The sequence below is a fragment of the Micromonospora sp. WMMC250 genome, from assembly GCF_027460215.1.
GTDB lineage: Bacteria > Actinomycetota > Actinomycetes > Mycobacteriales > Micromonosporaceae > Micromonospora > Micromonospora taraxaci.
Genome location: NZ_JAPZBJ010000002.1, coordinates 3,941,841 through 3,966,077 on the forward strand (window position 1 = coordinate 3,941,841; position 24,237 = coordinate 3,966,077).

Annotated in this window: 19 protein-coding genes; 5 read left to right on the forward strand and 14 right to left on the reverse strand. The window is 71.7% G+C overall.

The genetic code is table 11. From position 1 onward, the window contains the following. Positions 1 to 47: 47 nt before the first annotated feature. The 4 genes from O3438_RS17530 to O3438_RS17545 all read right to left on the reverse strand — a co-directional run bounded on the left by O3438_RS17530 (position 48) and on the right by O3438_RS17545 (position 4,305). Positions 48 to 917 carry an SRPBCC family protein gene (locus O3438_RS17530; protein WP_269680980.1) on the reverse strand — a complete coding sequence of 290 codons (870 nt, stop codon included), beginning with the start codon at positions 915 to 917 and terminating at the stop codon, positions 48 to 50. Continuing rightward, positions 910 to 1,467: a winged helix-turn-helix domain-containing protein gene (locus O3438_RS17535; RefSeq protein WP_269680981.1), complete on the reverse strand. Its 558-nt coding sequence runs from the start codon at positions 1,465 to 1,467 to the stop codon at positions 910 to 912. Before O3438_RS17535 ends, O3438_RS17530 begins: the two co-directional genes overlap by 8 nt. Before the next feature lie 100 nt (positions 1,468 to 1,567). Continuing rightward, positions 1,568 to 2,911: a class I SAM-dependent methyltransferase gene (locus O3438_RS17540; RefSeq protein WP_269680982.1), complete on the reverse strand. Its 1,344-nt coding sequence runs from the start codon at positions 2,909 to 2,911 to the stop codon at positions 1,568 to 1,570. Further along, positions 2,908 to 4,305 carry an FAD-binding oxidoreductase gene (locus O3438_RS17545; RefSeq protein ID WP_269680983.1) on the reverse strand — a complete coding sequence of 466 codons (1,398 nt, stop codon included), beginning with the start codon at positions 4,303 to 4,305 and terminating at the stop codon, positions 2,908 to 2,910. The genes O3438_RS17540 and O3438_RS17545 overlap by 4 nt, the downstream gene beginning before the upstream one ends. Positions 4,306 to 4,398: 93 nt before the next feature. Here O3438_RS17545 and O3438_RS17550 point away from each other — a divergent pair, with 93 nt between their 5' ends. Then, positions 4,399 to 4,869 (forward strand): aminoacyl-tRNA deacylase, encoded by a 471-nt coding sequence (locus tag O3438_RS17550; RefSeq protein WP_269680984.1) that lies wholly within the window; start codon positions 4,399 to 4,401, stop codon positions 4,867 to 4,869. Between the two features lie 59 nt (positions 4,870 to 4,928). Further along, entirely contained in the window at positions 4,929 to 5,630 is a 702-nt protein-coding gene (locus tag O3438_RS17555) for an RICIN domain-containing protein (protein WP_269680985.1), read from the forward strand. 10 nt (positions 5,631 to 5,640) lie between these two features. Here O3438_RS17555 and O3438_RS17560 read toward each other — a convergent pair whose 3' ends face one another. Beyond that, positions 5,641 to 6,996, reverse strand: a complete 1,356-nt coding sequence (locus tag O3438_RS17560) for an MFS transporter (RefSeq protein ID WP_442929615.1) — start codon at positions 6,994 to 6,996, stop codon at positions 5,641 to 5,643. Between the two features lies 1 nt (position 6,997). On the opposite strand from O3438_RS17560, the gene O3438_RS17565 reads away from it, so the two are divergent. Continuing rightward, the gene (locus tag O3438_RS17565) at positions 6,998 to 8,005 is read left to right on the forward strand and encodes a GlxA family transcriptional regulator (RefSeq protein WP_269680987.1); all 1,008 of its coding nucleotides are present in this window, start codon (positions 6,998 to 7,000) and stop codon (positions 8,003 to 8,005) included. Between the two features lie 185 nt (positions 8,006 to 8,190). Here O3438_RS17565 and O3438_RS17570 read toward each other — a convergent pair whose 3' ends face one another. From O3438_RS17570 to O3438_RS17580, 3 genes are read right to left on the reverse strand one after another with little or no spacing between them, the layout of a single operon-like run. Further along, the gene (locus O3438_RS17570) at positions 8,191 to 8,658 is read right to left on the reverse strand and encodes a hypothetical protein (protein ID WP_269680988.1); all 468 of its coding nucleotides are present in this window, start codon (positions 8,656 to 8,658) and stop codon (positions 8,191 to 8,193) included. A gap of 28 nt (positions 8,659 to 8,686) precedes the next feature. Next, positions 8,687 to 10,639, reverse strand: coding sequence for a VWA domain-containing protein (locus O3438_RS17575; protein ID WP_269680989.1), 1,953 nt, complete (start codon positions 10,637 to 10,639; stop codon positions 8,687 to 8,689). Between the two features lie 2 nt (positions 10,640 to 10,641). Then, a complete protein-coding gene (locus O3438_RS17580; protein WP_269680990.1) occupies positions 10,642 to 12,102 on the reverse strand; it encodes a sigma 54-interacting transcriptional regulator in 1,461 nt (486 codons plus the stop codon). A gap of 208 nt (positions 12,103 to 12,310) precedes the next feature. Here O3438_RS17580 and O3438_RS17585 point away from each other — a divergent pair, with 208 nt between their 5' ends. Then, on the forward strand, positions 12,311 to 13,591 hold the full coding sequence (locus tag O3438_RS17585) for a TIR-like protein FxsC (RefSeq protein ID WP_269680991.1): 1,281 nt from the start codon (positions 12,311 to 12,313) through the stop codon (positions 13,589 to 13,591). Beyond that, the gene (gene fxsT, locus O3438_RS17590; RefSeq protein ID WP_269680992.1) at positions 13,575 to 17,618 is read left to right on the forward strand and encodes an FxSxx-COOH system tetratricopeptide repeat protein; all 4,044 of its coding nucleotides are present in this window, start codon (positions 13,575 to 13,577) and stop codon (positions 17,616 to 17,618) included. The genes O3438_RS17585 and fxsT overlap by 17 nt, the downstream gene beginning before the upstream one ends. Here the strand turns inward: fxsT and O3438_RS17595 are convergent. The 6 genes from O3438_RS17595 to O3438_RS17620 form a co-directional block, all read right to left on the reverse strand. Next, a complete protein-coding gene (locus O3438_RS17595; RefSeq protein ID WP_269680993.1) occupies positions 17,587 to 19,497 on the reverse strand; it encodes an HEXXH motif domain-containing protein in 1,911 nt (636 codons plus the stop codon). The two genes, fxsT and O3438_RS17595, sit on opposite strands and share 32 nt — an antisense overlap. Further along, complete coding sequence (locus tag O3438_RS17600; protein ID WP_269680994.1) at positions 19,494 to 20,714, reverse strand: FxsB family cyclophane-forming radical SAM/SPASM peptide maturase; 1,221 nt, start codon at positions 20,712 to 20,714, stop codon at positions 19,494 to 19,496. The genes O3438_RS17595 and O3438_RS17600 overlap by 4 nt, the downstream gene beginning before the upstream one ends. Next, positions 20,696 to 20,866 carry an FxSxx-COOH cyclophane-containing RiPP peptide gene (gene fxsA, locus O3438_RS17605; RefSeq protein ID WP_269680995.1) on the reverse strand — a complete coding sequence of 57 codons (171 nt, stop codon included), beginning with the start codon at positions 20,864 to 20,866 and terminating at the stop codon, positions 20,696 to 20,698. Before fxsA ends, O3438_RS17600 begins: the two co-directional genes overlap by 19 nt. Positions 20,867 to 21,141: 275 nt before the next feature. Continuing rightward, positions 21,142 to 22,218, reverse strand: a complete 1,077-nt coding sequence (locus O3438_RS17610) for a hypothetical protein (protein WP_269680996.1) — start codon at positions 22,216 to 22,218, stop codon at positions 21,142 to 21,144. Between the two features lie 76 nt (positions 22,219 to 22,294). Then, a complete protein-coding gene (locus tag O3438_RS17615) occupies positions 22,295 to 22,945 on the reverse strand; it encodes a response regulator transcription factor (RefSeq protein WP_269680997.1) in 651 nt (216 codons plus the stop codon). After that, complete coding sequence (locus O3438_RS17620; protein ID WP_269680998.1) at positions 22,942 to 24,186, reverse strand: sensor histidine kinase; 1,245 nt, start codon at positions 24,184 to 24,186, stop codon at positions 22,942 to 22,944. The genes O3438_RS17615 and O3438_RS17620 overlap by 4 nt, the downstream gene beginning before the upstream one ends. Positions 24,187 to 24,237 lie beyond the last annotated feature (51 nt).

The window sequence follows — 24,237 nt, forward strand, 5'->3', positions numbered from 1 at the left end:
GAGACCCCTGGATCCCTGATCGAGCACGATCAAGCACGGCGGGCGGCTCAGTTGGTTGGCTGGGGCTCCAGGCCGGGGATCTCCTCGGAGATCCAGATCGGCTGCCAGTTCGGCACCTCGTGGAAGCGGCGCAGCTCGAACAGCCCGGCAACCGAGCCGCTCCAGGCCCCGTACGGGGGGTTGGCCTCGTCGAAGCCGCTCTGCACGAAGGTCAGCGTGGTCCGGCCGTCGGACTCGGCCAGCTCCCAGTTCGTGACGCCGGTCGGCCCCCAGTCGACAGACATCCGTCGGCCGGGCTCCAGGTCGACGATCTTGGCCGCGTAGCCGGTCTCGAAGCCGCCCATGGCGTACCGGCCGCCGACCCAGGGCTCGATGCCGATCGGGTAGCCGAACCAGGCGCTGGCCTGCTCGGAGTCGGTCAGCGACTCCCACACCTTGTCGGCGGGGGCGGCGATGACCAGCTCGCCCCGCAGGTCGGCGGAGGTGAAGTCGGTGCGGGGCAGCAGTGGCTTGCCCTCCACGTGGGCGGCCAGGTTGGCGATGGACAGCGCCCAGTAGGTCTGGAGCACGCCCCGGATGGTGGAGCCGCTCATCGCCTCGGCGAAGTCGAAGTGGCTCTGGGTCAGCGTCAGCACTGTGCTGTCGGTGCCCTCGGCGGTCAACTGGAACTCGGTGGTGGTCTCCACCCCGTCGAGCAGCCAGCCGAAACGCAGCGTGTCGTCGTCGGCGTGCAGCAGCCGCTGGTGCGGGGCGTCACCCTCGGGCGTGTAGCGGCCCCAGAACTCGTACCGCTCGGGCAGCTCGACCTCGGCGTGCTCGGCCAGCCAGAGACGCAGCTCGGCCGGGTTGGTCAGGGCCTCGCGGACGCGCCCGACCGGCGCGGAGAGACGGGCCTTAACCTTCATCGGCTCACTCATTGTCGTTCCCTTTCGGATAGCAGGCGACGGCCAGCTTGAAGGCATCTCCCTCGCTGCCGCCGTAGCGGGTGAACAGGTCCTGAAGTGCGGTTTGCAGGTCGTGCAGGAACTGCGGGCGGAGCTCGGCCGGCACCCGGATCTCGCCGGAGACGCCGATCGAGGGCAGCTCGGGTGCGGCCCGGTCCAGGGCCGCGACGTCGGCCTGGACCTCCTCCATCAGGTCCAGCAGGTAGCCCAGGCTCAGCTCGTCGCGGGCCCGGCGCAGCCCGATCCGGCCGACGAGCCGTGGGGACAGCCAGTAGGACCGGGCGGCGGCCTGGTAGATGCCCTCGGTGATCCCGCGGACCTTGCGCTCGTTGACCAGCTCGACCAGGCCGGCCGCGACGAGCTGCTTGACGTGGTAGTAGACGCGCTGTGGCGTCTGGTCGAGTCGGGCCGCGACCTCGGTGCAGGTGCGCGGTTCGGCCAGTTGCCGCAGCACCTCGACGCGTTGCGGCTTGAGCAGGACTTCGGCCTGCTCGATCTGCTCCAGGTACAGGACGTCTCTCATGGCAAAATCAGTTTGTACGTACAAAACTTGTTTGTCAATCGGTTCGCGAAAAGCCGCGCCGACGTTCTCGACGCGGCTTCCCGCAGCACTCAGCGGATGGTCAGGGCAACCAGTCGGGTCGCAGCGGGTAGCCGTTCACACCGTCCGGGCCGTTGTGCGTGGCCAGCACCTGGTGCAGCTGGATGCCGTTACGCTCGAACGCCATCCGCGACCCCGCCATGTACAGCCCCCACACCCGGGCGGTCCCCGCGCCCACCTCGGACACGCAGAAGTCCCAGTGCTCGACCAGGTTGCGACACCAGGCGGCCAACGTCAGCGCGTAGTGCTGGCGCAGGTTCTCCTCGTGGTGCACCTCGAAGCCGGCGTCGTGGATCTCGCTGACCAACCGGCCCGGGCCGGCCAACTCACCGTCCGGGAAGACGTACCTGTCGATGAACGCGCCGGAGCGGTGCGGCGCCCGGTTGTCCGCGCGGGTGATGCAGTGGTTGAGCAGCCGCCCACCCTGCCGCAGCCGACTGCGCAACGCCCCGAAGTAGGTCGGGTAGTTGCGCACCCCGATGTGCTCGGTCAACCCGATCGACGAGACGGCGTCGAACTGCTCCGCCGGCGCGTCCCGATAGTCCATGTGCCGCACCTCGGCCAGCCCCGTCAACCCCTCCCGCTCGATCGCCGCCTGCGCCCACTGCGCCTGCGCCTTCGACAGGGTCACCCCGAGCGCCTTGACGCCGTACTCGCGCGCGGCGTGCCGCACCATGCCGCCCCAGCCACAGCCCACATCCAGCAGTCGCATCCCCTTCTTCAACGCCAGCTTGCCGGCGACCAGGTCGTACTTCGCCGCCTGGGCCTGCTCCAGCGTGTCGTCCGGAGACCGGTAGACCGCACAGGTGTACGTCATCGACGGGCCGAGCACCTTCTCGTAGAAGGCGTTGGAGACGTCGTAGTGGTGCGAGATCGCCGTGCTGTCCCGAACCCGGGAGTGCCGCAGCCCGTTCATCACCCGCTTCCACCGTGGCAGCGCCTCCTGCGGCGGCGCCGGTGGCGGCATTAGCCGCTCCCAGCCCAGCCCACGGACCAGCGCCAGCCCTTCGGTCAGCGACGGTGGGCGTAACCGCAACTCGTCCTTGAGCACCCGCAACGCCTCGTACGGGTCGCCCGGGTGCACCCCCTGCAACGCCAGGTCGCCACTGACGTAGGCCCGGGCCATGCCCAGGTCGCCAGGTGCGGTGAGCAGGTACGACAGGCCACGCTCGGAACGGATCGCCAGGGTGATGCCGGCGTCGGACGGGCCGACGGCGCTGCCGTCGTACCCGGTGATCCGCACCGGCAGTGGTCCCGTGGTGACCGCGCGGACGACATCCGCCACGGTCGGACCCGTGTGCCGGCCCCCCGCCGGCGGGGTGGCGGGAACGCTCGCCGCCCCTTGATCTCTGTCGGTCAGGCTCATGCTCGTGCTACCGCCTTTTCGTACAGTCCCGTCAGCCGGTGGTCCGGGTCGTAGCGGTCTTTCACCGCCCGCCACGTGTCGCCGCCGTACAGGCGGTCGAAGGCGTCCCGGTCGTAGTACGCGTCCGAGTAGAGCGACTTGTGGCCGCCCGACTCCGACACCCTGCGTTCGATCGTGCGGTTGACGTCGCCGTCGGCGGCGCCCGGCGCGATCGGCACGCTCCCCCAGAACCCGATGTTGACGTAGTCCTGCCCCGGCCGGAGTGGATACAGCGGCCAGGACCGCGCCGAACCGGGCCCCGCCGGCTCACGCAGTCGCAACGGACACAGCCACACCGGGTTCATCCCCACTGTGCTGGCGAACCAGCGCAGGAAGTCCGCCGTCTCGCTCAACGGGATCTCCACGTCCTGCACGACCCGCTCCCGGGCCGGCTGGCCACGCAGCCGGTCGATCCGGGCCGCCACCTGGTGTCGGTGTTCGAGTCGCACGAGCCGGTGGTAGAAGTCGCTACGCCGGTAACGGGCCGGCCAGAGCCGGCGGACGACCGGGTGCTGCGCGCCGAACGCCGCCGAGCACCAGAACCAGTCGGTGTCCCAGCGCCACAGATAGTCGTACGCGGTGAGCACGTCACGGGTGCGCTGGCGCAACGACCGGTAGTAGATTGCCTGGCCGGTGTAGTCGCTGGGCGGATCGGCGGCGTCGGTGAACGTGGCGAGCACCAGGTACGCCTCGCCGGGGCTGAACATCACCCCGTCCATCGCGTCGACCGGCTCGCCGGCCCAGGAGCGGGTCGCGGTCACCTCCGCTATCGCGTCGGTGAGCGCCTCCAGCCGGGTGAACCGGACGTTGCGCAACGCCACGTACCGGCCGACCGGTTGCAGCTCGATGCGCAGCCGGGTGGCGTAGCCGAGGCTGCCCAGCGAGTTGGGGAACGCGGTGAACAGGTCCGCGTGCTCCCCGTCGGGTCGAGCGGTGACGATCTCGCCGGAGCCGGTGAGGATGTCCAACTCGCGTACCGACTCGTGCGGCAGGCCGTTGCGGAACGAGGTCGACTCGATCCCGAGGCCGGTCACCGCGCCGCCCAGCGTGATGGTGCGCAGCTGCGGCACCACCAGCGGCATCAGCCCGTGCGGCAGCGTCGCGTCGACCAGGTCCTCGTACGTACACATGCCCTGCACGTCGGCGGTGCGGCCGGTCGGGTCGACCGACAGCACCCCGTTCAGGGCACTCACGTCGAGGCCCGGGGTCCGTGGAGCGGACCGGGGGCGGAACAGGTTGGAGGTGCGTTTGGCCAGCCGGACAGGCTCGCCCGTGGGCACCGCGGCGTACGACCGTCGCAGCGTGTCCACCGCTTGATCATGGTCAATGGGGTGATCCACACGCTCAGCGCGCATGTGATCACCTTACGCTCGCGTTTCAAAAACCGTGGGATGTCGACGATGGCAGTTTCCCGTCCGGCAGGGTGTCCGACGGTTACCGTGGCGGGCATGCCATCGCCCGCGATCACCGCCCTGGACGCCGTCGGACTCCCGTATCGGCTGGTCAGCCACGGTGAGGTCCGCAGTCTCGCGGAGGCCGCCGCGGCCCAGGGCGTGGCCGTCTCCGATGTGGTGAAGACCATCGTGGTCCGTCGCGGCGCCGACGATCACCTGTTCGTGCTCACCCCCGGCGACCGGGTCGTCTCCTGGCCCAAGCTGCGCGCACTGCTCGGGGTGCAGCGGCTCTCCATGCCCGACGCGGCGGGCGCACGGGCCGCCACCGGCTACGAACGCGGCACCATCACCCCGTTCGGCGCGAGCACCGCCTGGCCGGTGATCGCCGACGAGCGGCTGCGCGGCCGGGAGATCAGTCTGGGGGCGGGCGAACGTGGCCTCGCCGTCGCGGTCGACGCCGACGCCGCGATCGTCGCCCTCGATGCCACCGTCGCCGACGTCACCGACCCGCAGCCCGCCCGCTGAGCGCTGCACGGCCCCGCCGGACTGGCTCCGGCGCGCCGCCGTGGGCGAGGATGGCGCGTATGTCCGCCCCCCAGGAACGCCCCGACCCCGCCGGCACCGTCTACGGCGGGCGACCGGCGCCGCGCCCCGGGCCGCTGTCCGATCCGCTGCTGCGGGTCGCGTTGGCGGTCGGGGTCGTCGGCGCGCTCCTGGGGGTGGTCTTCGCGACCGGCGTGTTCGGCGGGGACGCCGAGCAGCCTGTCCCGGCGGCGGTCGGTACGCCCTCCACCGCAGCGGAGCCGACCGAACCGGCGGCCGAGCCGAGCCCGACCGCACCCGCTGAACCGTCACCCACCACCCCGGCCGGGCCGCCCACCGGGCCGAAGGTGTTCCGGGTCGCCTCCGGGCTCTGCCTCGGGCTCGACGGCGACGGCAAGGAGGCCGAGGCCCAGTTGGCGGCGTGCAGTGCCGGCCCGGAACAGCAGTGGGTGGTCAACCCGATCGGCGCGGACGTGGTGACGTTGACCAACGCCGCCCACGGGCAGTGCCTGGACGTCGAGGGCGGCAGTCGGGACGACGGCGCGCAGATCCTGCAGTTCCCCTGCCACGGCGAGGCCAACCAGCAGTGGCGGCTCTCCGCGACCGGTACCGGCCCGGTGCTGCTGGTCGCTGTGCACAGCGGCAGGTGCGCGCAGGCCGACGACGACGGCATCGAGGCGGGTGACGAGGTCCGGCAGCGGCAGTGCGACGGCCGACCGGCCCAGCAGTGGACCCTCAGCTGACGGCCCGGTCTCAGCCTCGGAAGCTCCACGCCCTGGGCGCGGTCGCGGCGGCGAGCACGGCCTCCGGCACCGGCCGACCGGGTCGCCGACGCAGCAGCAACGACAGGCCGGCAGCGCCGATCGACAGCGCGCCCGCCACGTACCAGGCCATCGCGTAGTCGCCGAGCCGGTCCCGCACCAGCCCCGCGCCGGTCGCGGCGAGCGCCGCGCCGAACTGGTGCGCCGCGAACACCCAACCGAACACGACAGCTCCGGCCCCACCGAAGTACTCCCGGCACAACGCCACCGTCGGCGGCACGGTGGCCACCCAGTCCAGGCCGTAGAAGACGATGAACACCAGCATGCTCGGCTCGGCGGTGCCGGAGAACAGGCTCGGCAGCACGAGCAGGGACAGTCCGCGCAGCGCGTAGTACAGGCCGAGCAGCAACCGACTGTCCACCCGGTCGGTGAGCCAGCCCGACGCGATGGTGCCGACGATGTCGAAGAGCCCCACCAGGGCGAGCAGCCCGGCCGCCGTGGTCTGCGGCATGCCGTGGTCGTGCGCGGCCGGCACGAAGTGCGTACCGACGAGGCCGTTGGTCGTCGCCCCGCAGATCGCGAAACCGCCGGCCAGCAGCCAGAACGGCCGGGTCCGGGCGGCGGTCGCCAGCGCGCCGACCGCGCGGGTGGCCGCGCCACCGGTCGCCGGCGGTGCGGCAACGACTTCGGTCGCGCCGTAGGCGGGCAGACCGAGGTCCGCCGGGTGCTCGCGCAGGAACCACACCACCAGGGGTACGACCGCGAGCGCTGCCCCGGCCACGACGAGCGCCGCCGTGCGCCAGCCGTGGTCGCGTACCAGGATGGCGATCAGCGGCAGGAACACCAACTGCCCGGCGGCCCCGCCGGCGGTCAGCACCCCGGTGACCAGGCCCCTACGGTGGACGAACCAGCGCCCGGTGATGGTGGCCACGAACGCCAACGCCATCGAACCGGTGCCCAACCCGACGAGCACCCCCCAGCAGAGCAGGAGCTGCCAGCTGGCGTTCATGAAGACGGTCAGCCCGCTGCCGGCGGCGACCAGCAGCAACGCCACCGACACCACCCGGCGGATGCCGAACCGGTCCATCAGGGCGGCGGCGAACGGCGCGGTCAGCCCGTAGAGCAGCAGGTTGACCGAGACGGCCGCCGAGATCGTGGCCAGTGGCCACCCGAACTCCTCGTGCAGCGGGTGCAGCAGCACCGAGGGTGTGGCACGGAAGCCGGCCGCGCCGACCAGCGCCACGAAGGCGACGGCGGCGACCAGCCAGGCGGGATGCAGACGGCGGTTCTTGGTCACCGGACCAGTCTGTGCGGGGTTCACCGCAACGACGAGTGGCCGGAAAGCCATCATGCGCAATAATCGGGCCATGACCGTTCGCCCGCACCGGATCGCCGTACTCGCCCTGGACCAGGTCGTCGGCCTGGACCTCGGCACCCCGTCGCAGGTCTTCAGCACCGCCCGGTCCGCCGACCAGACGCACTTCTACGACGTGCGGGTGTGCACCCCGGGTGGACGACCGGTCCGCAGCACCGCCGGCTTCCAGGTGGTCCCCGACCATGGCCTGGAGCTGCTCGACACCGCCGACACGGTGATCGTTCCGGGCATCCACGCCGGCAACGCCCTGACCATGGGCACCGTCGAACCGGAGGTGACCGGGGCGCTGCGCGCCGCGCACGAGCGCGGTGTCCGGATCGTGTCGATCTGCACGGGAGCGTTCGTGCTGGCCGCCGCCGGGCTGCTCGACGGTCGTCGGGCGACCACCCACTGGGCGTACGCCGAGCAGTTCCGCCGCCTGCACCCCCGGGTGGACCTCGACCCGGGTGTGCTCTTCATCGCCGACGGCCCGGTGCTCACCTCGGCCGGGGTCGCCGCCGGGATCGACCTCTGCCTGCACGTCATCCGCCTCGACCACGGAAGCGAGGTGGCCAACCGAGCGGCCCGCCGCTGCGTGATGCCTCCCTGGCGCGACGGCGGTCAGGCGCAGTACATCGAACGACCGGTGCCGAAGGTCACCGACACCAGCACCGCGGGCGCGCGGGAGTGGGCGCGGCAGCGACTGCACGAGCCGATCGCCCTCCGCGACCTGGCCGAGCAGGCACGGATGAGCGTGCGCACCTTCACCAGGCGTTTCCGGTCGGAGACCGGCCTGAGCCCCGCGCAGTGGCTGCTGCAACAACGCACCGACCACGCGAGGCTGCTGCTGGAGACGACCGACCTCACCGTCGACCAGGTCGCCCACCGGTCCGGTTTCGGCACCACCGCCGCCCTGCGCCAGCAACTCCACCAACGCATCGGCGTGGCGCCGTCGACCTACCGCCGCACCTTCCACCCCCGCCCTGAGCTGGTGGAGAGCTGACCCGCTGCCCCGGCGCCCCGCCGCGCTGGCGCACCGTCGGCATTGCTGCCGGCTCCGACAGCCGACGACGGAGGCCTTGCAGCGATGAGCCCCGAGAACCAGCGGGCCAGGACCAGCCGGCCGAGGATCTGAGGGTCAGAGGGGAAGAATGCCCGGGGCAGGGTCAAGGCCAGTAGGCCAGCGGCCTAGGCGCGGAGCATCTGGAGTTGCGCCTGGTGTTTGGGCAGGTGGACCCGGGCGTGCAGGTCCAGGGTGCGGGACCAGGGCAGCGACTCGTCCACGACGAGGTCGAAGCCCTCACGGAGGTGCGTCTCGACCGGGGTCTCCGCCGCCAGGCCGAGCTGGTCGACGAGCCCGCACAGGCGGTCACTGGTGGTGTGCAGCAGGGCGGTCAGGCCACGCAGGCCCCCCTGCTCGGCGGCCAGCGCGTCGAGCTGCGGACGGTGGATGTCCTCCTCCAGCTCGTAGTAGGCGAACGGCGACCCGGCCAGCAACGCCTCGGTGGCCTGGATCATCAGCTCGTCGTTGGCGACCAGATGGGCGACGATCTGCTCCGCGCTGAGCTGCCCCTCCGGTGCCGGACCGAACCCACCGGCATCCACCTCGGCCAACAATGCCCCGTAGGCCCGCCGCAACCCCCCGCTCTCCGCCATCCCCCCAGTCAACCCGCCCACCGGGGACTTAGCGGCGGGATTGGCGGGAGCGGAGGTAGTCGGAGACCACGTACTCGCCGAGGTCATCGGTGTCCGGCGTGAACATGCGGCCCCGGCTACGGCGGGCCACCGCGTCGACGAAGCGCCGCAGACCCGGGTCGTCGCCGAGCATGAACAGGTTGAGCGTGGCGCCGTACCGACTCAGCCGGTCCACCTCACGGACCGTCGCCTCGATCGTCTCCGGGAGCGGCGGCCAGTGGAACAGTGCCTCCCCTTCGTCCGGGTCCAGGTGCGCGGTGGGTTCCCCGTCGGTGACCACCAGCACCACCGGCTCGGCGTCCGGGTGCCGACGCAGGTGTCGTCCCGCCAGCCGCAACGCGTGCTGGAGGTTGGTGCCCTGCTCCATGTCCGGCTCGACGGCGGCCAGCTCCTGCTGGGTGAGCGTCATCGCCTCCCGGCCGAAACCCACGATCTGCAGGGCGTCCTGCGGGAAGCGCGTCTCCATCAGGTGCGCCAGCGCCAACGCCGTCTGCTTCATCGGGCCCCAACGACCCTGGGAGATCATCGAGTACGACAGGTCGACGCAGAGCACCACCGCCGCCGAAGCCCGCCTCTCGGTCTCCACCACCTCGAAGTCGTCCACCGCGAGCTGCACCGGGACCGTCGGCCCGCCCCGACTGACCGCACGGGTCAACGTCCGGACCACGTCCAACGGCTGCTCGTCGCCGTACTCCCAGGGTCTGGACGCGCCGCTGACCTCGCCGGCGGCCCCCGCGGAGCGCAGGTCGTGCTGGCCTCGCGGCCCGGCGGTCAGGTCGGCGAAGACCCGTCGCAGCGCCGTTCCACCGAGCCTGCGCAGCGCCTTCGGGCTCAGCGTGAGCCCTTCCGCGTCCCGACTCACCCAGCCCTGCCGGCGTAGCTCCCGCTCCAGATCGCGCAACCGGCGGACGTCGTCGGCCGCGTCCCGCCCCAGCGTGCGGGCCACCGCTTCCACGTCCACGTCGTCCAGGGTCGCCCCGGGATGCTCCTGGTCGAGCTGGTCCAACAGGTCGTCCAGCTCGCCGATCTCACCCAACGCCCCGGCCGCGTCGGCGTAGCCCAGCGGTTGCTCGCCCCGGACCCGCTCACCGCGCCCCCACCGCAGGTCAGGGCGCAGCGCCCGCAGATTCTCGTCGAGCGCTGACAACTCCCCCGCGAGGCGGTCGCCGAGCGACTGCTGCATCAGACCGGCCAACTCGGCGCGCTGCCGGTCGGACAGCGAGTTCATCAAGCGCTCGCCCGCCGCCGAACGGCGGGCCAACACGTCGATCAACTCGTCGACGGTCTCCGGCTTCTCCGGGAAGAAGTCGCCGTGTCGACGCATGAACTCGGCGAACGCGTCGGTGGTGTCCTCCGCGCGACCGTGCCGGGCCAGCAGGTCGTTCAGGTCACCCATCATCTCGGCGAGCCGCTGCTGGGCGGCCGGGTCGGCGGACGCCCGCACGGCGTCGCGCAGCCCGGCGAAGCGCTGACCGAGCACGTCGTCGCGGAGTTGGTCGAGAATCCGCTGGTACGAACGGCGGGCGTCGTCGCTGGCCCACTGGTAGCCGGACAGCTCCTCCACCGCCCGCGCCGTCGAGCGGGGCAGGTTGTCCAGCACCGACTCGGCGAACCGCGCGGCGTCGTCGGCACGGCCCCGAAGCTCGTCCCGCTCGGCGGCGAGAGCCTGGTCGAGCAGGGCCTGGGCCCTGGTCACCGCGCCGTCCAGGTCACCGCGACGCAGCGCCTCCCGGCGCAGCCGCCGAGCCCGCGCCGCCAGGTCGTCCAGCCCACCCCGCCCCTGGGGGCCACGCCGCAGCAGATCACGCAACGCCTCTCGCAGGCTGCCGCCAGCCAGCACCTCGGCGCCGACGGCGTCCACTGCCTCCCGCACGTCGTACGGGGGTGCCAGCGGGTCGGGCCCGCCGGTCCACTGCCCGTACCGGAACCGGTTGCCGGCCACTGTCAGCCCCGGCCGCCGTAGACGGTGCGCCCGGAGTCGGTGACGTCCTTGCCGAGCCGGCGGGTCAGGTGCAGCCCTTCCAGCACGAACTCGACGGCAGCCGCTGCCTCCTCCGGGGTGGGCGCGTCGCCCAGGCCGAGCCGGTCGAGGACCTTCGCCAGACCGGGCACCGTGCCGACCTGCCGCAGCAGTTCGGCGGCGCCGACCAGCTCGCCGGTCTCGATCGCCGCCCCGTCTCCGACGAGCGCCGTGAAACCGGACAGGTCCAGCCCGGACAGGTGTGCCCGGAACGTCTCGGCGGTCGCGGTACGCAGCAGGTGCGCGAGGATCTCGATCTCCCGCCCCTCCTCGCCGCTCTCGAACTCCACCTTGCCGCGCAGGGTGCTGGTCACCGACACGGCGTCGCCGACCCGGGCCACCGCCGCCTCGGGGCGGTCGTCCTGGTCACCGATGGCGGCGAGCAGGCCGGAGCGGCGCAGCGCGGCACCGGCGACGGTCTCGGCGGCGGCGATCGCGAACCGGGCGGAGACGCCGGAGCGCGGGTCCACCGACGGCGACTCCCGTACCGCCCGAGCGAAGCGGGCCAGGACCTCCAGCACGTGCTCCGGCACCTCGGCGACCAGGTCGCCCTCCTGCCGGATCAACGCCAGCTCGAGGTCCAGGTCGACCGGGTAGTGGGTGCGGATCTCCGCGCCGAACCGGTCCTTGAGCGGAGTGATGATCCGACCCCGGTTGGTGTAGTCCTCCGGGTTGGCGCTGGCGACCAGGAGCAGGTCGAGCGGAAGCCGCAGCTGGTAGCCGCGGACCTGGATGTCCCGTTCCTCCAGCACGTTGAGGAGGGCCACCTGGATCCGCTCGGCCAGGTCGGGCAGCTCGTTGACGGCGAAGATACCCCGGTTGGTGCGGGGCACCAACCCGAAGTGAATGGTTTCCGGGTCGCCGAGGGTGCGGCCCTGGGCGATCCGGATCGGGTCGACGTCACCGATCAGGTCGCCGACGCTGGTGTCCGGGGTGGCGAGCTTCTCGCCGTACCGCATCGAGCGGTGCAGCCAGCCGACCGGCTGGTCGTCACCGGCCTCGGCGACCTGGGCGCGCGACGCCGGCGTGAGCGGGTGCATCGGGTGCTCGTTGAGCACCGAGCCGGGGATGACCGGCGTCCACTCGTCGAGGAGCGCGCCGAGCGAGCGGATCAGTCGGGTCTTGCCCTGACCGCGCTCGCCGAGCAGCACCATGTCGTGCCCGGCGAGCAGTGCCCGTTCGACCTCGGGCAGCACGCTGTCGTCGTACCCGACGATGCCGGGGAAACGGGCGTCGCCGGAGCGCATCCGGGCGAGGAGGTTGTCGCGGAGTTCCTGCTTGACGGTGCGATATTGGTGACCGGCCGCCCGTAGCGCGCCGAGCGTGCTGGGCAGGTCGGCCGGTGGAACCGGGATTACCTGGTTAGGCGCAGTCACCCGACCCACGCTAGCTCACGCCGGAGTCGACCCACGCCGATACGGAAAGTGATATCCGAGACGCCCTCTGGATACGCCGATCGGTGGGCTGTGGCGCGTGGTCTCCGCCCCTATACTCACGGTTAGCTTCGCCGCCACGGCCGCCGCACAATGGTCGTGACCGACGGGGTCACGGCCCGGCCATCCGATGGTCAACCTCTCCCGGCGCGGAGGTGCGGTGCTGTACTTCTTCCTCAGTTACGCGAGGGGCGACGAGGACGCACTGGTCCAACGTCTTTACGAGGATCTCAGCGCAGAGGTACGGCTGATCGCGGGTCTACCCCGCGACGAGCGGGTCGGTTTCGTGGATCGGACCATCCTGCTGGGCGAGCGGTGGCCGCAGCGGCTGGTCGAGGCGCTGAGCACGTGCCGGTCGTTCCTCGCTCTGATGACCCCGAGGTATTTCCAGAGTGAGGCCTGCGGTCAGGAATGGCAGATCTTCGCCGACCGCACTGCCCGCTTCGACCAGCAGAACGGCGTGGACAGCTCGCTCCTCAAGCCGCTGATGTGGATTCCGGCCCGACCCGGCCGCATCCATCCGGTCGCGTCCCCCCTGCAATATTCCTCCCACAGCCTCGGTGACCTCTATCAGCGGCTGGGGGTCCGGCAGTTGATGCGGCTCCAGCGGCACAGCGACGACTACCGCACGTTCCTCTTCGAGCTGGCCAGCCAGATCGTGTCCAGTGTGGAGGAACATCCCCTGCCGGACGTCCAACGTTCCATCGATCTCCGGTCCGTCGTCAGCGCCTTCCACCGCCCCGCCGGCGCCGGGCCGCTCACCGCCGACGTCGACCAGTTCGCGCCGATGCTGGTCCACTTCATCGTCGCGGCGTCACACCGGGACGAGATGAGCACGGTACGCCAGCACGTGACCACCTACGGCGACCGCGCGTTGGCCTGGGCACCGTACGGACCGCCGTTCCCCGACCCGGTCGTCGACTACGCGCGTGAGATCGCCGCCGACCACAGCTACCGGTCGACGGTCGTGGACCTGACCGAGCTGGCCCGCCGCGCCGAGCAGGCGGCCCGTTACAACCAGATCATGGTGCTGATCGTCGACGCCTGGCTGACCCGCCTGCCCGAGCAGCGGCAGTCGCTGACCGTCCATGCCGCCGCCGCCCTGCGCGACGGTGGCACCACGGCGGTGCTGATCCCGAGCAGTCGTGACGACACCGAGACCCGAGAGCACTGGCAGTCGCTGTCCCGCGCCTGCCGGGAGATCTTCGACGAGTTGGCCTCGGACGACGAGCTGTACCGATCCAACATCCTCACCCACCGCGCCTTCCAGGAGGAGTTGCCGGAGGTGCTGGAGGTCGCCCGTAACCGGGTGTTCAGCCGAGGAGCGGTGCACCGGCCTCCGGGCCCCGCCACCGACTCCCGACCACCACGCATCGACGGGCCCTGGGGGGCGGAAGGCGACGACACCGCAGCGGAGGACGGCCGTGACGACGAGCGCTGAACCGGGCATCACCGGCGACGGTGTCGAGGGTCGAATCATCACGTTCTACTCGTACAAGGGCGGCACCGGTCGCACCATGGCGCTCGCCAACGTGGCCTGGATCCTGGCGTCCAACGGGTACCGGGTGCTCGCCGTCGACTGGGACCTGGAATCCCCCGGTCTGCACAAGTATTTCCACCCGTTCCTCCTCGACAAGGACCTGCGGACCTCGACCGGGGTCATCGACATGGTCCGCGACTACGCCGAGGCTGTCGTTCGACCATTGGAGGAGACGGAGGACGAGGACTGGCTGGGCAGCGCGGCCGACGTCTTGCACCACGCCGTCTCGCTGCACTGGGACTTCCTCGCTCCCGCCGCTGCCGTTCGACCCTCCGCGGGTCCGGTCGCACGGGGCAGTCTGGACCTCCTGCCGGCCGGCAGACAGGACACGGCGTACACGAAGGCCGTGAGCACGTTCGACTGGCAGGCGTTCTTCGAGAAGTTGGGCGGCAACAGCTTCCTCGACGCGTTGGCCGCCAGCATGCGGGAGCACTACGACTACGTGCTGATCGACAGCCGTACCGGTGTCAGCGACGGCGCCGGCATCTGCACCGTGCGACTGCCCGATGCCGTGGTGACGTCGTTCACGCTCAACGACCAGAGCATCGACGGAGCTGCCGGCGTCACCCGCTCCATCATCCGGCAACGCGGCGACCGACCGGTCCGGATCCTGCCGGTGCCGATGCGGGTCGACAACGCCGAGCAGCTCAAGTTGGAGGCGGGACGCGACCACGCGCGCCGCCGCTTCGCGCCGCTGCTGCCGCGCACCTCGCCCGAGGAGAGCGACAAATACTGGGGCGAGATCGAGATCCCCTACCAGCCCTACTACGCGTACGAGGAGATCCTGGCCGGGTTCGGCGACCGGGCCCACCACGAGGGCACCCTGCTCGCCGCCTACGAGCGACTCGCCAGGGCGATCACCGAGAACGCCGTCGACAGCCTCCCGCCGATGGAGGATCGGCTGCGCCGCCAGTGGTTGGCGAAGTTCGAGCGGCAGCGCATCTCCGGTGCGACACCCGACGTGTTCGTCAGCTACGTCTCCCTCGACCGGTCCTGGGCCGAGTGGGTCCGCGACGAACTCCGGTCGGCGGGCCTGCACACGGTGATGCGGGAGGTCGACTTCCCGGCCAGCCCCGGTGGCGGGGCGGCGACGGCCGTCGGTTTCAAGGACGCCGCCCGGCTGGTGGTGCTGCTGTCCCAGGAATACATGCAGTCGCCGAACGCCGGCGAGTTGTGGTCCCAGGCCACCACCTTCGAGGCGGGCAGCGGCGGCACCTTCCTGGTGCCCGTCCGGCTGGACAATTCCCGCGCGCCGGCGGTGTTCCTGGAGCGGGTCCCGGTGGACCTGGTGGGCGCCACCGAGGAGGAGGCCGCCAGCCGTTTGCTCGAAGCACTGGACCACCCCGCCTGCCCGGCGACCGACCCGGAGGGCGCCGGGCAACGTCGACGGTTCCCGGGCAACGAACCGCCGGTCTGGCGGGTGCCGTTGCCGCGTAACGTCCAGTTCGTCGGCCGCAGCTCGCTCCTGGAGGAGATGCGCGACTGGCTGTCGTCGGCCGAGGCCCGGCACACCCCGCTGGCGCTGCACGGTCTGGGCGGCGTCGGCAAGAGCCAGATCGCCTTGGAATACGCCTACCGCTTCCGCGCCGAGTACGACGTCGTCTGGTGGATCTCCGCGCAGCAGCCGAGCGTGATGCGGCTCGCCCTGGCCTCGCTCGCCGACCGGCTGGCCGCCAAGGCGGACACGCCACTCGGTGGCAACGTCACCGAGCGGGTCCAGTGGGTGCTGGACGCCCTGCGGCGGGGCGACCCGTACCGGCGGTGGCTGTTGGTGCTGGACAACGCCGACGACCCGGCCGAGTTGCACGACCTCATGCCGCAGGGCCCCGGGCACGTCCTCGTCACCACGCGCAACCATGTCTGGGCGCGGCATGCCCGCAACTTCGAGGTGGGCGCCTTCGACCGGTTGGAGAGCACCACGTTGCTCCGTCGGCGAATCCCCCGCCTGTCCCTGGCCGACGCGGAGATGGTCGCCGCGCGCCTCGGCGACCTGCCGCTCGCCGTGGAACAGGCCGGGGCGTGGCTGGCGACCACCGGCGAGTCGGCCACACAGTACCTGCGGCGGCTACGCCGCTACCTGCCCGGCATGCTCTCCGACGAGTTGCCCACCGACTATCGGCAGACCGGCGCGGAGCCGTGGCTCGTCTCGCTGGAGAGCCTGCGGGAGCGCAACCCGGCGGCGGCGAAGCTGCTGGAGGTCTGCGCGTTCTTCGCCGCCGAGCCGATCCCGATGTCGCTGCTCTACGACGACAGCTTCGTCAACGTGCTGCTCCCCTACGATCCCTCGGTACGCGATCCGCTGCTCATGGGTCGCGCGTTGCGGGATGTCGGCCGATACTCGCTGGCCCGCATCGACAACGTCCGCGGACGCACCCCGGACGGCGGTGACGACGGCAACCAGGCCAGCCTGCGCATGCACCCGCTGGTGCAGGAGCTGATCCGGGAATCTCTGTCCGACGAGGCCAAGGCGGAGAACCGGCGGCACGTGCACGCGATCCTCGCCGCCGCCAACCCGAAGGACCCCGACCAGCCCCGCAACTGGTCGGTCTACGCCGATCTCTGGCCCCACCTGCTGCCGTCGAAGACCCTCAACTCACCGCAGCCGGAGGTTCGGCAACTGCTGCTGGACGTGGCCCGTTACATGTGGACCCGGGTCGACTTCGCCACCTGCTCGGAGCTGGCCGAGAAGGCGATCGAGGCGTGGCGGGTGGAGCACGGCGCGGACGACCCGCCGACCCAGATGATGCGCTTCCACCTCGCCAACGCGCTGCGCCTCGAAGCGCAGTACAAGGCCGCGTACGAGATCGATCGGGACGTGTACCAGCGGCTCTCCGACACTCTCGGCGAGAACCACGAGTACACGGTGATCGTGGCCGGCAGTCTCGCCGCGGACCTGCGCGCGTTGGGGTTCTTCGAACGGGCGCGCGAGTTGGACACCCGGACGGAGGAGTTGGCCCGTGAGGTGTTCGGCGAGGAGCACTCGCGGGCGCTGATCGCCGCGCACAACCTGGCCCTGTCGCTGCGTCTGGTCGGTGACCTGCGCGGGGCGTTGCGGCTCAACGAGCGCACGTTGACGCGCCGCCGCGACACCCTCGGGCCGATGCACCCGTTCACTCTCTTCTCCGAGGGGCAGTACGGCAGGGACCTCCGCGACACCGGCGACCTCACCGAGTCCCGACGGGTCCTGGAGGCGGCCGTGCAGGCGGACCGGCAGGTGCTCGGGGAGGAGGACAGCGAGACCCTACGGGTGAGCAAGAGCTACGCGGTGACCCTGCGGAAGCTGGGCGAGTTCGAGCGGGCCCACACGTTGAGCGCTGACGTGCTGGTCCGTTCCCGCCGCCGGCACGGTCCCGATCATCCGGACGTGCAGGCCGCCGCGATGAATCTGGCCTGTGACGAGTCCGCCCTGGAGGACGACGCGGGCGCGCTCCGCCGGGCGCGCCCGGTGTACCGCTGGTATCGGGACGCGATGGGTGAGGACCATCTGTTCACCCTGGCCTACGGCAACAACCTGGCCATCTTCCTGCGGAAGGCCGGGGACCTGGACGCGGCGTTCGCGTTGTCCGACGAGGTCGTCAACCGGTTCACCGAACAGATCGGCGCCGACCACCCGTACACGCTGGCGGCGAACATCAACCTCGCCAACTGTTGGTACGGGCGCCGGGAGTTCGCGGCGGCCCTCGCCACCGACCAGGACTGCTACGAGCGGGCCCAGCGCATCCTCGGCCCGTCGCACCCGGACACTCTGGCGGTGGCGAACAACCTGGCCACGAGTTTGAGTGTCGCCGGCGACCACCGGGGCGCCCGCGCCCTGCGCGACTCGGTGATGCCTCTCTTCCGCCGTGTCCTGGGTGAGCACCACCCGAACACCATCGCTCTGGTCGAGGCGAACCGCCTCAACTGCGATCTGGAACCGCCACCGACGTGACCGACGGTCCTCCGTCTGGTTCGATGCCCGGTGCCGCCACGCAGGTCACCGGCGAGAGCCAGCGGGACAGCTCCAACGGGTCCTCCGGGTGCCCGTCCGTAGCCAGCTGCCGGTATACCGCGCGGCACAGCTCCGGGTCGGCCCCGCCGATCTTTTGCGCCGCCGTCAACCGCTGCTCGGCGAGGGCCAGTCCGACCCAGGCGGACAGCAGTTCCGGGTCGGCGCACACCTGCCGGCGATAGCTCTCGCGTGCGGCGAGGTCATCCCCGGCGGCGAGGGCGAGGTCCCCGTCGGACGCCGTGGGCAGTGCGTCCACGAGGGGTTCCGCGCCGGTACGCAGCCGCATGAACCGCTCCGGATCGGTCAGCCGCAGCCGGACCAGGTCGAGCCGCGGGCTGAGGCTCAGCCACCGGCCGTCGGCCGGCTCCACCCGCAGCACGACGGTGACGGCGGGGCAGGGCAGTCCGGCCGCGCGGGCGGCGGCGAGCTGGTGTACGACGTGTGGGTCCGGTCGGCGGTTCCGCAGCCGCCAGACCGTCCAGTGGTCCTCGGCGGCCTCCCGGGCGAGTTCGGCAGCTCCCTGATCCACCGGGTCCCGCCAGTCGTCGATGACCCGCCGCAGGCCGGCGACGAATTCGCGGCCGGCGGCGGTCAGGCGGCCGAACGACTCGATGTCCGCGCAGGTGCGAGAGACACGGTCGCGCCAACGTGCGAACTCCACCTCGGCCATCCGGGCCGGGCCGCCGGTGAGCAGCGCGCGACGCCCCCGCCAGAACTCAGTCACCGCGATGAACGCGTACACGCCCTGGAGGGCGGCCCCGAGGGGGCGCGGGTCGTCGCGCCAGGGGGCGTAGTAGTACCGACTGTCGTCGCGCTCGTAGAGGGGTTCGACGTCGAGCGTCGCACCGAGTTTGGCGTGCTGGAACTCGTGCAGCAGGCCGAGCGCGAACGCCTGCCCGTCGATCGGACGGGTCATCGAGACCGAACCGAACGCGTCCATGCTGGTGACGTTGACCCCGGCGCTGACCGAGTCGGCCACCAGCGGCACGAGCCAGCCCAGTCCCTCGGCGATCGCCTCGGCGTGCCGGCGGTGGTGGCGTACCAGGATCGGCCACGCGTCGTCCAGCAGCTGTTGCCACTCGGCGACCTCGGCGGGTGTGAGCCGCTCGGCGGCGCAGAGCCGGTGCCGGTCCCGGTACGGGTCGAGGTCGTCGAGGGTGATCCGCAGCGTCAGCCCGTCGGCGGTGCTGCGCAGTCGGTGCAGGCCGGACCAGCCGGCGCTCTCCGCGCCCGGTCCCGGGTCCGACGGCGAAGCCGGTGACACCTCGACCGGCCCGATCAGGAGTCGCGGCCCCACCCGCGAGATGGTCACCCGCTGCGCGTCCCCGACCCGCGCCAGCCCGAGCGTGGGCAGGTAGACGGCGCCGTCGCGCGGCACGACGCTGATCTCGAAGTCCATTCCGGCCCGGAGGGCCGCCACCGCGGCGAGCGACCCGAGCGCCGTCAACTCGGCTTCGACTGGCGATTCGGTCACCGCCCGCACCACCAGCCCGCCGGTCGTACGGCCGGCTGCCGCGTCGGACGCCGCAGCTGAGGGCATGGGCGTGCGCAGTCGCCGGAGCGCGCCGGCCAACCAGGCGCCGGTGTGCGGCAGGGCCAACACCGCCGGCCCCGCCTCGGGTGACCGGCCCGCCGCCGTCGCCCACAGCCCGAAGTGCCGGCGGGTCTCCGCCGAATCCACCGTGTCGAGCAGGACGCGCAACTGGAGCATGCGTTTGCTCACCTGGCCGTCGCGCAGCAGTCGGATGGTCCGCTGGTCACCGAGGCCGGCCGCGAGCGCCGCGAGGTCGTCGGGGGTGAGCCGGTGGTATCCCGTCACGAGCGCCCCCGGGGCATGGTTGCCAGATCCGCTCGAAGGCGTCCCTCGACGTGGGCGATGAGGTGCAGAAGGTCGGGACAGTAGACGGACGGGTTGGTGAAGCTTCCCGCCCGGTACCGGTGCGGGTAGTTGCCGGCACCGCAGACCCGGTGCACCGGGCACGTACGGCAGGTGGCGGCGAGCGCGTCCACCCCGATCTGGCGGGCGATGACGGCGGGGTGGTGCAGCACGTCGTCGAAGGTGTCGGTGAAGACGGTCAGGTCGGTGTCGACCGCGCCGGGGTAGGTGGAGCGCAACGTGTCGACCTGCTCGTACGCCCCATCGGTGTTAATCACCACGGCGGCCACGGGGCTCAGCCCGAGGGACTCCGTTCGGCTGCGCCCGCCGAACAGCAGGTTGATGAGTTCCTCGAAGAGTCGGACCCGGGTCAGCCGGGGCGAGGTGTCGTACCAGGCGTCGAAGGCTGCCGCCAACCAGGTGCCGTAGGGGCTCGGGTCGGCACCTCGCCGTGGCGGCGGCGCCTCCCAGTTGGCGTGCGGGAGCAGGAAGTCCACCATCGGCGGCCGGTACGACAGCAACGCCTCGTAGGTCTGTCGGGGGTCGGCGGCGAGGTCGACGACGCAGAGCACGCCGGCGTACGCGTCGGGCCGCTCGGCGAGCAGGCGCAGTGCCCGGTCGACCTCGTCGTAGCTGCTGCGGCCCGACGCGTACCGCCGGTGCCTGTCGTTCGCCGTCCGGTCGCCGTCGAGGCTCACGCCGATCCGCACCCGGGCGTCGGCGAGCAGGGTGAGGGCGTGTCGGGTCAGGAGTGTGCCGTTGGTCTGCACGGTGATCTGAGCCTGCGACGGGGCGATCGCCTCCCGGAGTCGGCTCGCCATCCGGACCAGGTTGGGAGCGCCGACCAGGAGTGGTTCGCCGCCGTGCAGGACGATCCGTACGGCGGTCTGTCGGTGGGCGTGAACGTGTTCGCGTATCCGCTCGCAGGCGTTGTCGAAGACGTCCGGGGCCATCAGCAGCGGGTCGGCGAGGGCGCTGCGGTCCGCCAGTTCGTACATGTAGCAGTAGTCGCAGGCCAGGTTGCACCGGCTGTGGACCTTGAGGATGAACTCCGAGAACGGGACGGGCCGTGGGCGGGTGGACGCGCCGCCCTCGGCTACCGTGGCGGCCCCCATCGAGCCGCGCCCGCCACCCGGCATCGTCACATCGCCGAATTCCACCCGGCGACCGCCTCCTGCGGGCGATCGATCTCGTCGAGAATTCGGCGTAGCGAGTGGGCGAGCACCGACTGGTCCAGCTCCTGGAGGTCGGCGAGGCTCACCTCGCTGAGATCCACGAGGGTGCCCTGAGGTGCGCCATCGGTCGTATCCATCATGATCCGTCCACCCGCGAAAAGGACTCGCGCCCGAGTGAGCAATGAATTGTGCGGAAGCCGCCGGGCCGAGACCCGTCACAACGCCGACCCCGCCGACGAACCGGGTCATCCTAGCGGCCGCACGCTGTTTGCGCGGTGGGTCGGGCGGGTCATCCGGTTCAACGCCAGAGTGCGGCCAGCAGACATTGTTCTCGGCCATCCGTCCATGGAAAATCCGGCGTCCGGACGGGAAGGACCATCGATCCGGTAGCTGGCTACGGCGACACGTGTGGTCAGCTCCGACCGCAGCGCCGGCAGGTTCCACGCCGGCGCAGGTGGTACGCGTAGGTGGCTGCGCCGAGCGCCACGCCCCAGAGTGGCCAGAGGAGCATCGGGGCCCCGGTGAGGCTGAGCCCGCCGGTGAGTTCCCAGAACTTCGGGTTGCTGAGCAGCCCCAGCGAGGCCGCGGTCACGGAGATGGCGACCACTGTGGCGGGCAGCACGGCCAGCTTCACCGGCACCCGCCGGCCGGCGAGGCCGATCATCCAGCGTGGGAACCGCTCGCCCCAGCGCTGCACCAGCCCAAGGGTGAGGATCGCGCCGACGGTGGCGAACGCGGCCAGCCCGAACCCGGCCCAGACCAGGCCGGTGTCCTGCATCTCGGTGAGGAACTCGCGGGAGATGCCGAGCGGGATGCCGGCCGCCCAGGCGAACCGGGTCAACGCGTACGTCAGCGGGATGGTCGCGGCGATGCCCGCGGCCCACCGACCCCAGCGGGTGGCGGCGGCCGGGGTGGTCCACCGCCGGCCGGTGTCGGCGCGACCGCAGCCGACGCAGGCCCCGGTGGTACGGCGCTGCCAGGCGAGCACCGCACCGGCCAGCAGCAGCCCGCCGGCCAGCGCCGCGAACCGGGCGAGCAGCGCCCAGTTGAAGACGTCGGCGTAGTCGACCGGCGGCCAGCCGAACGGCGCTCCGACGATCAGTATCGGCAGGTAGCCGAGGACGATCAGTACTCGGACGTCCGGCACGACCAGGACGAGCGCGAACGCTACCGCCCAGCCGTAGCCGGTGAGCAGCGCCCGCAGCGGGCCGGGCGGGCGCGCCGCCGGGCGGCTCATCGCCAGGGCGGCCACCGCGGCGGTGAGCAGCACGCCGGCGAAGAGCGGGGTGGCCACCTCGACCGGCACCAGGCGCAGCAGGCTGACGTCGCCGCCGTTGCTGTCGTTCGGGCCGAGCGGGTAGCCGGCGTCGGTGAGCATGCTGACCAGGGCCAGCACGCCCCACAGGCCGAGCCAACCGGCGGCCAGTGGGGCGAGCCGGTCCGGCCAGCGGGAGCCGGCCCGGGACGTGAAGACATCGGTTTTCGTCATGCTCCCAGCGTCGACGGACAGCCGCCGGTTTCCCTCCCGGCAAGCGGTGAACCCGCTCCCCCGGGCGAGGGAACCGTCAGCCGGACGGGGTGACGAAGCCGGACTCGTAGGCGGCGATCACCGCCTGGGTGCGGTCGCGGGCGCCCAGCTTGGCCAGCACGTTGCCGACGTGCGTCTTGACCGTCTCCACGCCCACCACCAGGTGCGCGGCGATCTCCGGGTTGGACCTGCCGGTGGTCATCAACCGGAGCACCTCGGCCTCCCGTTCGGTGAGCCGCGCGGCGCGCAGCCGGTCGCCGCCCGCCGGCCCGTACGCGCCGACCAACTGGCGGATCGCGGCCGGGAAGAGCAGCGACTCCCCCGCCGCGACCACCCGGACGGCCTCCACCACCTCGGATGGCCGGGCTCGTTTGAGCAGGAAGCCGGAGGCACCGGCACGCAGCGCCTCGTAGACGTACTCGTCGTTGGCGAACGTGGTGACGACCAGCACCCGGGGCGGGTCGGCGGAGGTGGCCAGCAGGTGTCGGGTGGCCTGGATGCCGTCGATGCCGGGCATCCGCACGTCCATCAGCACCACGTCGGGCCGGTGCCGGGCCACCAGCGGCGGCACCTCGGCGCCGTCGGCGGCTTCGGCGAGGACGCTCAGGTCGGGCTGCGCGTCGAGAATGGCCCGCAGCCCGATCCGGATCAGTTCGTCGTCGTCGACGATGAGCACGCCGGTGGTCATCGGGTCTCCTCGTAGGGCAGTCGGGCCCGGATCAGCCACCGGTCGCCGTCCGGTCCCACGGTGATCCGGCCACCGAGCAGCAGCACCCGCTCCCGCATGCCGTCCAGACCGCGACCGCCGTGGCCCAGCGGGGTCCACACGGGTCGGCTCATCGCGTTGACCAGCTCCAACTCCAGCGCCTCCGGGTGCAGGTCCAGCCGCAGCGTCACCGGCCCGTCGCCGTACCGGGCGGCGTTGGTCAGTCCCTCCTGGACGATGCGGTAACCCTCCCGGGAGACGGCCGCAGGGACTCGCGCCACGTCGCCGACGCGATGCGCGTGCACCGCCAGCCCGGCAGCGCGGGCGTCGGTGACCAACCGGTCCAGGTCGGCGAGGGTACGCTGCGGCGCCACCACCGGGCGTTCGTTGCCGCTCTCCCGGAGCAGCCCGAGCACGTGGTCCAGTTCGTCCATGGCGGTCCGCCCGGTCTCCTCGATGGCGGTGAGCGCCCGTCGGACGAACTCGGGGTCGGTGTGCAGGACCTCGCGGGCGGCTCCGGCCTGGATGGTGGCGACTGTCAACGCGTGGCCGATGGAGTCGTGCAGCTCCCGGGCCAGCCGGTTGCGTTCGGCGAGCTGGAGGGCCTCTCTCTCCAGGGCGGCGATCCGCTCCGCCGGGGCCGGCCCGAGCAGCACCGGCGCCATCGAGCCGGCGAGCGCGCCGAGCCCGGCGACCGCATAGCCGAGTGCGACCAGCAGGGCCACCCCGCTCACTGTCAGCCAGCCGCTGTCGCGCCCGTCCAGCGGCCCGAACCGTTCGCGGCTGATCAGTTCGGTGCCGATGCCGAACTGCTGGGCGATGAACGCGAGCGCCATCGGCAGGGCGCTGAACAGCGCGATCATCACCAGCGCGCCGACGACGAGGTGGGTGGCGATCCAGAGTGCGCTGCGCAGCCGGGTCTCCCGGTCGCCTGGGTGCCCGGGCACCGGTTCGGGGAGGTCCACGCCGAGCAGAGCCCGCACGGCGGCGATCTCCAGCGCCCGACTGCCGTCCAGCAGCAACGGCGTCCCGGCGATCAGCGCCGCGATCACCAGCAGGGCGTAGACCAGTGGTCGGGGGATCGCCGAGTCGGCGAACAGCTGCGCGAAGGTCACCGCGAGGACCCCGTACGGCAGTGCCAGCACTCCGCCGAGCAGCAGGAAGACGCCGCGTCGCCAGGTCGTGCCGGCGACCAGCGGGGTCAGCGCCGAGCGGACTGTCACCTCGTCATTCTGCTGCCGGGGTGGGCCTGGGCGACTCCCCCGTGCCGGGGA